Origin of the sequence: Frankia sp. AiPa1 (assembly GCF_023243075.1) — a bacterium.
GTDB lineage: Bacteria > Actinomycetota > Actinomycetes > Frankiales > Frankiaceae > Frankia.
Genome location: NZ_JALKFZ020000052.1, coordinates 1 through 9,145 on the forward strand (window position 1 = coordinate 1; position 9,145 = coordinate 9,145).

Consider the following 9,145-nt stretch of genomic DNA (forward strand, 5'->3'; position numbering starts at 1 on the left):
GAGCCTGCCCGGTGAGCGTGTATCCGGCCGGACGGTCGGAGCGCTTCCGGGCGCGTAACAAGGTAGCGGGTGGAAACGCCCGAGCCTGCCCGGTGAGCGTGTATCCGGCTGCGCCAAGGAAGGTGGGTCTGTGTACGACATTCTTGCCGATCGTGAGCGTGCCCTCGCGATCGTCCGGCGGCGCGGCTTGGATCACTTCCTGACGCTGCTGGATCGTCTGGCGTCGATCTACCACGGCTGTGACTGCGATATCTATAAGTTCAGCCTGGAGTGGACGGACAAACCGTGCGCGCTCAAGGCGCGCGGTATTCGTGGCGACCTTTTGATCATCTGGCGCTAGTCGCTTACGGGGCGAACATTTAACACCTGTCGACCTTCATTTCGAGGGAGGGTCTGTGACCTGTGAGGTTCTGTCGGATGAGTTCGTGTGCCGCTTTGAGCGGGGAGCGTGGCGCGAGCTGATCGAATTGGCGATGGTCGAATGGTCGCCGGACGAGACTACGAATCTGTACGGCAGTGGTTTCGACGGAACAGAAACCGAGTATCTGCGCGGCGATCCCGCAAACGAGATCCGTGACTTCCTGGACGGCGCCGCCGCCGATCTGTCATTGCTGGTCGAGCGTCTTGGTGATCGTGCTCCGGCGCCCGAAAGTCTGGGCCAGGACTGGGTCCTGTCGCGGCAGCGGCAGGGCACCGGCCTGTGGGACCGCGGCTACGGCGACGAGGGGGACCGGCTGCACGAACAGGCGACCGGCTATGGCGACATCGTTCTGGAGATCTCCGGAGAGGAAGACGACGCCGATAGCTGGAAGGTGCAGATCCTGTGACCGGCCGGCATCTGCGTGTCTTCCATCGCGACTACTACGACGACGCGATCCACGACGGGGATATCGACACGCACGACGAATGGTCCGAGGATCTCGACTGCGAACCGGACGAGTTCGACCGTGCCGACGGGCTCAGCGCCGTGGACCTTGCTGTCACCAGGCTCGGTGATCTCGCGGTTACGGAGCCGTCGGGCTGGCCCTATCCGGGGCCGCATTGCTGGTGGAGTGGAACGGTCACGCTGAGCTACTATGCCGGGGAGATGCGGGAGACGTCCGCGCATCCGCAGGGGTTCAGCGATCCCGAGTGCCGCGACATCTGGACGCGGCTGACCGGCGCGTAGCCCGGCACCGCTGCTCCATTTTGCTTTCTGTCCTCCCATTTTCAAGGTGGTGCCATGCTCGGTGTGCTCGCGGACCCCACGGCGCGGATCGGGGTCTTCATCGACGATGATTTTGACTACTACCTGTCCCAGGCCGGTGATCTCGATGTGATCACCGAGGAGCGGGAGCATTTCGCGGATGGGACGTGGTCGGCCTACGTGCTGACGACGGTGGTGCAGTGCCCGTGCTGCGCGCGCCGGTACCGCACGGACGGGCGCGGGGGCGTGGTGGTCGAGACCACCGCGCTGGCCGGGTCGATCGTCTGGGCCGACGACGAGTTTCTTCTGACGAACCCCGCTGACTACCTGGCGGTACAGATCCGGGACCTGATTGCGCAGGAACGCGAGGACCCTGCCCCGGCCGCGGCCCGGCTGCTCCTGTCCGGGGATCTGTCGTGAGCCGGGTTGAGTCGCTGCCGCTCGCGAACGGTGCGCCAGCACGGCGGGGCCATGTCGCGCTGCTGCTGTCGCCGCACTGGGAGCCGCTGACCGGCGGCGGCCCCGACGCCGTCCACATCGAACTGATCGTGATCCGGTCGGTGACCCGTGACGGGCGGGTCCGTGCGTATGAGGAGATGTGGCCGGGCGGACGGCCGACCCTTGTCGCTCACATGGCCTGGAACATCCTCGACGTGATCGACGCGTCGGTCCTCGATCCGGACCGCGCGGTGGAGATCGCCCGCGCCCGTACCTACCCGGACAGCAGCCAGGTCCGTCGATGGTCGTCGCTCGCCGAGGCCCGCGCGGATCTGCGTCCGGCCCGTATCCCCGCTTCGTAGCTCCCTGCCGGAGGTCTGCCGCCGGACATCGTCCGGCGGCCCTTCGGCCTGCCCGCACGACGCCGCCCTACCCCCTATGCCGTGGCGAGGAAAGGAATCCCGATGTCGAAAGAGACGTTGGCGTGGCTGAACAGCAACACGCTGATCGGTTTTACCGACCGGCGCGGCCATGCCTGGCACTACCGCGCCGACCAGCAGCAGGGCGAGACCAACCACTATGCGGGGCCGATCCCGGTCGAGGACGTCGGGCGCCGGCTGTTCGCCTGGGAGGCCCTCGAAACCCCGATCTACGTGGAGTCCCCGGTCACCGGTGGAATCGATGTCGTCCCGGACCGCAAGGCGATCGTGCGTTCCGACACCGGAAGCGTGATGGGGATCTTCAGTGACGGCTATCAGCCGCATCCGTATCAGCAGTGGTTGGTCGACAACGTCGGGCAGCTCCTCGACGGCGATCTTGCGATCGGGTCGGCGGGGTTGCTGCGCGGCGGTGCGGTGGCGTGGGTGTCGGTGGAGGTTCCCGACACGATCACGACCCCGGAGGGGGTGGCGTTCCGCCCGAACCTGCTGGCCACCACGAGCTTCGACGGGAGCTTGGCCACGACCTACAAGCGGGTCGTGACCAACGTGGTGTGTGACAACACGATGGGTGCGGGCCTGCGGGAGAAGGGCCAGCAGACCAAGGTCAAGCATTCGGCCCGGTCGCATTTGCGGTTGGGTGAGGCCCGCCAGGCACTCGCGATCGTGCACACGATCGCCGACGACTTCGCCGCTGAGGTTGCCGAGTTGTGCGCGCTGGAGGTGTCCGACCGGCAGTGGGCGGCGTTCCTCGACGCCCACGCACCCATGCCGCAGGAGAAGGGGCGGGGACGGACCAGCGCGGAGAAGCACCGCGACAGCCTGGCCCGGCTGTGGGACCACGACGAGCGGGTGTCGCCGTGGCGGAACACCGGCTGGGGTGTGCTGCAGGCGGTCAACACCTACACCCACCACGAACAGCCCGTGCGTGGTGCGTCCCGCGCCGAACGCAACATGCTGCGCGCGGTGACCGGAGGGGCCGACCAGCTCGATGGCACCACCGTCGCCACGCTGCGCACCCTGCTGCCCGCCTGACGGTATCCACATGCCCAGCACTGACGCCCCGATGGCGGGGCGTCAGTGCTGGGCGCACCTGCCCGGAAGGAGTCGCACTCCGCGATGTACGCCGCACTGACCGTCGACGGCATCACCGTGAACAGCCTGGAAGAGGACAGCAGCATCGAACTGACCGTCGACACCTCCACCGAGTTCCGCTGCTCCGCCTGTGGGGCGGATCTCGCCGAGACGACGGGCGGCTTCGAGGACGGTAACGGCGACCGCGACTGCCCTGCCCACGCGCCAGACGATTCGGATGCGGGGGACACCGGAGCGCACATCCCGCAGCGGGTGGCGCTGTCGTGGTGCAACAGCGCCGGTATTCGCACCAACGAAACCGACGACGCGATCACCCTGAGCCTGTCGACCGCCGACCCGCGCGGCGCATTCGAGATCACCGTCCGGCGGGTCCCCGACCACATCGACAGTCCGTACGCGGGCCGGCTGCTGCTGCACCTGCCCTACCCGGACCAGCCGATGCCACACGACCAGATGCACCCGCTGCACCCCGGCACGTTCGTCCTCGGCCAGCCCATCCCGGCGCACCACACCCACCTCACCCCCGCCTGATCCGGCCGAGGACGCACCCCCCATCAGAAGGGAGATCAAACAATGACTGAGTACCCGACGATGCGCGTCGCGGTGGAAGGTCTCGGCCCGTACGACGTGCCGGACACCGGCAGGCGCTGGATTGAGTGCGCGGTTCCGGGATTCACCCTGGAACAGGTGCACCAGATCGCCGCCGACCTAGATCGGGATAACCTCGCGGTCGGTTCTGACGACCAGGAGACGATCAGTGTCTCCGAGGACGGTGTCGTCACGATGCACGCCACCGCGGGGCAGGTCACGCAGACCGTCACGCCCGACCCGCAGGACGGCCTGTACTACATCGGCGCTTACGCGTGGGCCTGGGAAATCGTCTGATCGGCCGCCGTCTCGGTCCACGCGCGGGCCGGCCACCGCGCCCGGGGCGTGCCCGGTCGGCCCCGCATCACCGATGTCGGGTATCGCTGCTCCGCCTGCGGGGCGAATCCCGTCGCCACGGCGCACGGCTTCGACAGCGACGACGAGTCCGACTACCCCGCCGGCGCGGAACAGCGCCGGGATCAGTACCGACGGGCCGGGCGACGCGATCGCTCTCAGTCCGTCGATCCGGCGGGTGTCGGACGACGCGGACAGCTCGCTCGCGGAACGGCTGGTGATGCACCTGCCGTACCCGGGCGAGCCGATGTCCCATGAGCCGCCGCACCCGCTGCCCCCGGCGCTCTCGTGATCGGCCGGCCTCCTTCCACCCTGTGTGCCGCCATACCTAACCAAGGAATGCTCATGACGTCTAAGCGAACGATGCATGTCACTATCAGTGACGTCTTCAGTGAGTACGAGGTCCCGGCCAGCGACGACAGCTGGAACGGTTTCGCCGTTCCGGGTTTCACCCTGGAACAGGTTCATCAACTGGCGGCCGAGACCGCCGCCATCGCCGAGACGGTGCCCGCCGACGAGATCGAAATGATCACAATTGGTGATGATGGCACGGTCCGGGTGCACAGCACCCTGGGGCACACGACCGTGGTCGAGCCCGACCCGCAGGACGGCCTGTACTACATCGGCGCTTACGCGTGGGCCTGGGAAATCGTCTGATCGTTCGCCGTTTCGGTCCACGCGCGGGCTGGCCACCGCGTCCGGGGCATTCCTGGTCGACCCCACATCCCTTTCCGCACGGGAGCCGCTCATGGCCGGGCTCACCGCCGCCCCGTCCGGGTCGGCGTGCGCATCGCCGTAGACCGCGCCCGTTTACCGCGCCGTTGGGCGACCGGAGACCGTCGCTGAAACGACCAGCTCATCTGCCTGCTCGCATCCCACCTCTCCCGCGCCGTCCGCCGCCCGAAGGAGGAAGGCCCATGCTGTTCGACCTGTCCACGCTCGCGACCGCCGATGGCGCTGAGCTCGACGACGCCCTGTCCGCGATCAACACCGAACTACGTCGGAGGATCACCAGCGATGACAGCGGGCTCGCCGAGCTTGTCCATCGAATCTGGCCGACTGCGGTGGCGGTGATGTGCGATGTCCTCTGGGAGGAGTATCCGACTGCCTCGGCCGAAGGTGTGCTACTGGCTGACGGCGCGTCGATCCCCGTCGCCCCGGATAGCGCCCCGGACGGCTGGGACGAGGTGTGTGACGAGGTCGCGAACCTCGCCGCGATCGATGGCGCCATTGAAAGCGACTTCGACCACGGCTACCTCATCCGCGTCGACGCCGAACGTCTCGAGTAAGTGGCCCGCGCTAGTCGCACGGTATGCCGGGACAGACGCACGTCATCCGGGACGACACGGTCCCCGGTATACCGCTCGGATCCGCCGACGACCGATCATCTCCCGTCTGTGTCAGATGAACGCGGACCGGCACCGCTGATCGTTGGTCCCGCGCGCCGTCGCCCCGGACCAACGGCCCGGCCGACGGCCACGCGATCCCTCTCCCCTGGGAGATCATCATGACTGTCCTCTCGCCGGCCGCCGCCGCGCGGACCGGGGTCACCGCGGTCGTGCCCTTCGGGGACCTCCGCGTAGCGCTGACCACGGTCGGCGCCGTCTGCGACCGTAGGAGCCCTCCGCCGTTACATGGCATTCTGATCACCGGCGCGCCGGACGGAACCCTCCGTCTCACCGGTGCCAGCACCACCGCGACCGTGTCGGTTCGCCTGCCCGGCGCCGCCCGGTCGACCGGCCGGGTCCTGGTCGATGGATGGGCGTTGACCCGGACATGCAAGGCGCTGGTGCGCGGCGAGAACCGCCGCGACAGTGACCACCGGCCCGTCCTGCTCGACGGGTCCGATCCGACCGCCCCCACCGTCACGATCGGCGACTACACCATCCCGCTCGCCGGCCTGCCCGCGCAGGGTCACCCCGGCCACTGCCGGCCGGCACCGACGATCGCCACGGTGGGACGCGCAGCGATCCGCGCCACCCTTGACCGTGTCCTGCCTGCCGTTGGCCGCGACCCCATGCTCCCACTCCTCACCGGTATCGGTCTCTCTCTCGCACCCGGCCACCTGACCGTGATCGCTTCCGACAGGTACCGGATGGCCGTCGAATCCCTGCTCGCCACCGTGACAGCGCCAGCCACGGACCTGACACTGCCCGGGGCGTCACTCGCCGCCTGCGCCCAGACGTGGACGGCACCGTCGGTGACGATCGGACGTCACCGCGCCGAATCCACCCGCGAGCCCAACCGGGTCACGTTCACCTGTGGTCGGACCACCGCGAGCCTCGTCGAGATCGACGGCGGCCCCCTGTCCTGGCGCAAGCTGATCGAGACGAACACCGGCGCGCATACCGCCACGTTCGACCGGGCGACAGTTCACGCCCACGTGAGCACGGTCGCGGCGATCCTCGGCGCCCATCCCCAGGTCACCGACCACATCAAAATCATCACGTGGACGGTGAGTCCGGACGGGCTAAGGGTGGCGCCGGCACTTCCCACGCACGGCGAGCGGGTCCGTACCCCGCTCCTGCCAGCGGCGACCTCGGTCACGGACCGCGCCGTACGCTGGGCGTTCAACGTCGCCTACGTCCGGGACGCCCTCGCCGCGCTCCCGTTCGGCACCGTCACGTTCAGCGGACAGTCGAACGATCACAAAGGCGTACTGTTCCTCTCGGCGACCGGGCGGACGGCAGGCGTTCCGTCCTATCGGCATTTACTGATGCCCATCCGTCAACACTGACCCTGTTGTGAAGAGCGCCGACCCTCACCTCCACGCTCTCATACGACAGGTACGAATGTCGGCGGCCACCGCATCGGGTCGCGAGCTGGGAAGCGGGAAACCCCTGCGGATTTCCGCCTCGGATCGAAAAGCCGACCTGTCGTGCACGTTCTGCCAGGTCAAGCCAACGCACTCAGCCCGTGACGGGCTGCCGTCGCGGTCGGCGGCTGGCGCCCCGCCTCAGCACGAACGCACCGCCACGTCCGGCGACGCCACGCCGAAGGGTTCGGCGGACCACGAAACCCGCACCCAAACGGAACGGCGACGAGGACTCCTGATCACCCTATCGGCAGATCTTTGTCTGATAGCCAGCCGATCAAAGGAATGGAAAGCCATGACCGACACAGGCCGAACGATCCCGATGCTAGCCGAAAGCATCGCCACGGATCTGGGTGAGGACTGGAAAGCTCAGGCAGGCGACCAGCCGCAGGACGCCTACCTGGTCAGAAAGTCGAATTCGGCGTGCAAGATTTATGTTCACCCGGCGCGATCCCCTCAAAAGAAGGGCAAGATCGAATTTTCGGGTGTGTACCCGCCAGGAGCCCGCGAGCACGGCGCCAAGCCAGTCAGGCACACGTGCTACGCCGCCCCGACCAGGTCGTCCACGGCCCTCGCCCGACAGCTCACCCGCTACCTACTGCCAAAATATGAGGTGGACCTCGCCCAGGTGAGCGAGATCCTGGCCGACCGGGCCAGAGAGCAAGCCCGCGCCGAGGTGATCGCGCGCGACATCATGACCGCGTTCGGCCTCCCCTGGAGGGGGCTCGATGCGAATGCCAGCGCACTCGCGCGATCCGTGTGGACTCCGATCGCCTTCTTCTGGACCCACCCCGAGACCGTGATCCGAAAGTTCCGGGCCGATCCCATGCCATGGGGCCAGGTCGAGTTCAGATTCTCTGTGCATGCTAATCACGCCGTCAAGATCGCGAAATTTCTAGCCGCACTTCCACCCGTCGATTAGTCGATTATCCCATGGAAGGACAGCAATGACTGTCATCGTCCCACCCGCCGTCGCGGCGGCGGGGGCGACCGCCATCGTCCCCTACGGGGAGCTGTTCGCGGCGCTGACCGTAGCCGGCACTGTCATCGACCGCAAGAGCCCACCGCCCTACAACGCCACGCTGGTCACCGGCGACGAGGAAGGGGGGCTCACCGTGACCGGTGCCAGTGCTACGGCGACGGTCACGGTGCGTCTGTCCGGCGTCGCCCGGTCCGCCGGCAGGTTTCTGGTCGACGGTCGGGCGCTGGCCCGGATGTGCACGGCGCTGGTCCGCGGTGACCGTCACCGTGATACCGACGATGTGCCGGTTCTCCTCGACGGTTCCTGTCCCACCACACCCGTCATCACGGTCGGCGCCTATTCGGTTCCGCTGAACGGCTCTCCCACGCGGGAACATCCCGGAGACTGCCAGCCCGCGCCGACGATCGGCACCGTCGAGCGGCCCGCCTTCCTCACGGCGTTGCACCGTGTCCTACCAGCGATCGGACATGACGGCACCCTTCCGGTCCTCACCGGCGTACACCTGACGTTCACACCCGGTCTGGCGACCCTGGCCGCGACCGACCGGTATCGCCTCGCCATCGACCATCTGCCCGCGACCACTACCGGGACGGGCGAACAGGCCATGCTCCTTCCCGCGACGATCCTCGCCGCCTGCGCCACGACCTGGACCGGGCCGTCCGTGACGATCGGCCGGACACGCGACGCCGACCGGGTGAACCTCACCTGCGGCCAGAGCACCCTGAGTCTGGTCGAGACCGTCGGCGGCTTCCCCCCGTGGCACAAGGTGCTTCGCCAGTTCGACGCCCAGCACACCGCCACGTTCGACCGGACCTTGGTGCTGGGCCATGTGGCACGGGTCCTGGCGATCCTCGCCGCCCGCCGCACGACCCGCGGCCCGATCACGACGCTCACGCTCACCCCGAACGGGCTCCAGGTCGCACCGCTACTGCCCGAGAACGACGCGCTGGTCCGCGCCCCAACCCTGCCCGCGACGACCTCAGTCACGAAGGGGACCGTCCGCTGGGCGTTCAACGCCGCCTATCTGCGGGACGCCCTCGCCGCGCTGCCCGGCGACACCGTCACGTTCCACGGCCGGTCGAGCACCGAGGCGGGAGTCTTGTTCACCTCTCCTGACGAGCAGACCGCGAGCACGGTGCCGTACCGGCATCTGCTGATGCCCGTCCGGCTCCCCTGAGCCTGGATGCACCGTCCGATTTGCCCGGTGATCGGCGTGGTGAACAAGAAAGTGCCCTCTGACCTGGGACGAT

At 67.8% G+C, this 9,145-nt stretch carries 13 protein-coding genes; all 13 read left to right on the forward strand.

The genetic code is table 11. From position 1 onward, the window contains the following. Positions 1-130: 130 nt before the first annotated feature. The 13 genes from MXD95_RS06695 (at position 131) to MXD95_RS06755 (ending at position 9,072) form a co-directional block, all read left to right on the forward strand. The gene (locus MXD95_RS06695) at positions 131-340 is read left to right on the forward strand and encodes a hypothetical protein (RefSeq protein WP_250639668.1); all 210 of its coding nucleotides are present in this window, start codon (positions 131-133) and stop codon (positions 338-340) included. A gap of 55 nt (positions 341-395) precedes the next feature. Further along, entirely contained in the window at positions 396-827 is a 432-nt protein-coding gene (locus tag MXD95_RS06700; RefSeq protein WP_250639669.1) for a hypothetical protein, read from the forward strand. Next, positions 824-1,168: a hypothetical protein gene (locus tag MXD95_RS06705; protein ID WP_250639670.1), complete on the forward strand. Its 345-nt coding sequence runs from the start codon at positions 824-826 to the stop codon at positions 1,166-1,168. Before MXD95_RS06700 ends, MXD95_RS06705 begins: the two co-directional genes overlap by 4 nt. 54 nt (positions 1,169-1,222) lie before the next feature. Next, complete coding sequence (locus tag MXD95_RS06710) at positions 1,223-1,606, forward strand: hypothetical protein (RefSeq protein WP_250639671.1); 384 nt, start codon at positions 1,223-1,225, stop codon at positions 1,604-1,606. Further along, the gene (locus MXD95_RS06715) at positions 1,603-1,986 is read left to right on the forward strand and encodes a hypothetical protein (protein WP_250639672.1); all 384 of its coding nucleotides are present in this window, start codon (positions 1,603-1,605) and stop codon (positions 1,984-1,986) included. Before MXD95_RS06710 ends, MXD95_RS06715 begins: the two co-directional genes overlap by 4 nt. Positions 1,987-2,088: 102 nt before the next feature. Further along, positions 2,089-3,096 (forward strand): TIGR03299 family phage/plasmid-derived protein, encoded by a 1,008-nt coding sequence (locus tag MXD95_RS06720; RefSeq protein ID WP_250639673.1) that lies wholly within the window; start codon positions 2,089-2,091, stop codon positions 3,094-3,096. 84 nt (positions 3,097-3,180) lie between these two features. Beyond that, a complete protein-coding gene (locus MXD95_RS06725) occupies positions 3,181-3,687 on the forward strand; it encodes a hypothetical protein (RefSeq protein WP_250639674.1) in 507 nt (168 codons plus the stop codon). Positions 3,688-3,729: 42 nt separating this feature from the next. Next, a complete protein-coding gene (locus MXD95_RS06730) occupies positions 3,730-4,041 on the forward strand; it encodes a hypothetical protein (RefSeq protein ID WP_250639675.1) in 312 nt (103 codons plus the stop codon). Between the two features lie 402 nt (positions 4,042-4,443). Continuing rightward, positions 4,444-4,755, forward strand: coding sequence for a hypothetical protein (locus tag MXD95_RS06735; RefSeq protein WP_250639676.1), 312 nt, complete (start codon positions 4,444-4,446; stop codon positions 4,753-4,755). A 260-nt stretch (positions 4,756-5,015) separates the two neighbouring features. Further along, the gene (locus MXD95_RS06740) at positions 5,016-5,387 is read left to right on the forward strand and encodes a hypothetical protein (protein WP_250639677.1); all 372 of its coding nucleotides are present in this window, start codon (positions 5,016-5,018) and stop codon (positions 5,385-5,387) included. 218 nt (positions 5,388-5,605) lie between these two features. Beyond that, positions 5,606-6,835, forward strand: a complete 1,230-nt coding sequence (locus MXD95_RS06745) for a DNA polymerase III subunit beta family protein (RefSeq protein ID WP_250639678.1) — start codon at positions 5,606-5,608, stop codon at positions 6,833-6,835. A gap of 373 nt (positions 6,836-7,208) precedes the next feature. Then, a complete protein-coding gene (locus tag MXD95_RS06750) occupies positions 7,209-7,835 on the forward strand; it encodes a hypothetical protein (protein WP_250639679.1) in 627 nt (208 codons plus the stop codon). A 25-nt stretch (positions 7,836-7,860) separates the two neighbouring features. Continuing rightward, entirely contained in the window at positions 7,861-9,072 is a 1,212-nt protein-coding gene (locus MXD95_RS06755) for a DNA polymerase III subunit beta family protein (RefSeq protein WP_250639680.1), read from the forward strand. The last annotated feature ends 73 nt before the right edge of the window (positions 9,073-9,145 follow it).

Coding starts and splice junctions, on each gene's coding strand:
- MXD95_RS06740 (WP_250639677.1), top strand. CDS start 5,016: ATGCTGTTCGACCTGTCCACGCTCGCGACCGCCGATGGCGCTGAGCTC.
- MXD95_RS06710 (WP_250639671.1), top strand. CDS start 1,223: ATGCTCGGTGTGCTCGCGGACCCCACGGCGCGGATCGGGGTCTTCATC.
- MXD95_RS06720 (WP_250639673.1), top strand. CDS start 2,089: ATGTCGAAAGAGACGTTGGCGTGGCTGAACAGCAACACGCTGATCGGT.
- MXD95_RS06735 (WP_250639676.1), top strand. CDS start 4,444: ATGACGTCTAAGCGAACGATGCATGTCACTATCAGTGACGTCTTCAGT.
- MXD95_RS06755 (WP_250639680.1), top strand. CDS start 7,861: ATGACTGTCATCGTCCCACCCGCCGTCGCGGCGGCGGGGGCGACCGCC.
- MXD95_RS06725 (WP_250639674.1), top strand. CDS start 3,181: ATGTACGCCGCACTGACCGTCGACGGCATCACCGTGAACAGCCTGGAA.
- MXD95_RS06750 (WP_250639679.1), top strand. CDS start 7,209: ATGACCGACACAGGCCGAACGATCCCGATGCTAGCCGAAAGCATCGCC.
- MXD95_RS06745 (WP_250639678.1), top strand. CDS start 5,606: ATGACTGTCCTCTCGCCGGCCGCCGCCGCGCGGACCGGGGTCACCGCG.
- MXD95_RS06730 (WP_250639675.1), top strand. CDS start 3,730: ATGACTGAGTACCCGACGATGCGCGTCGCGGTGGAAGGTCTCGGCCCG.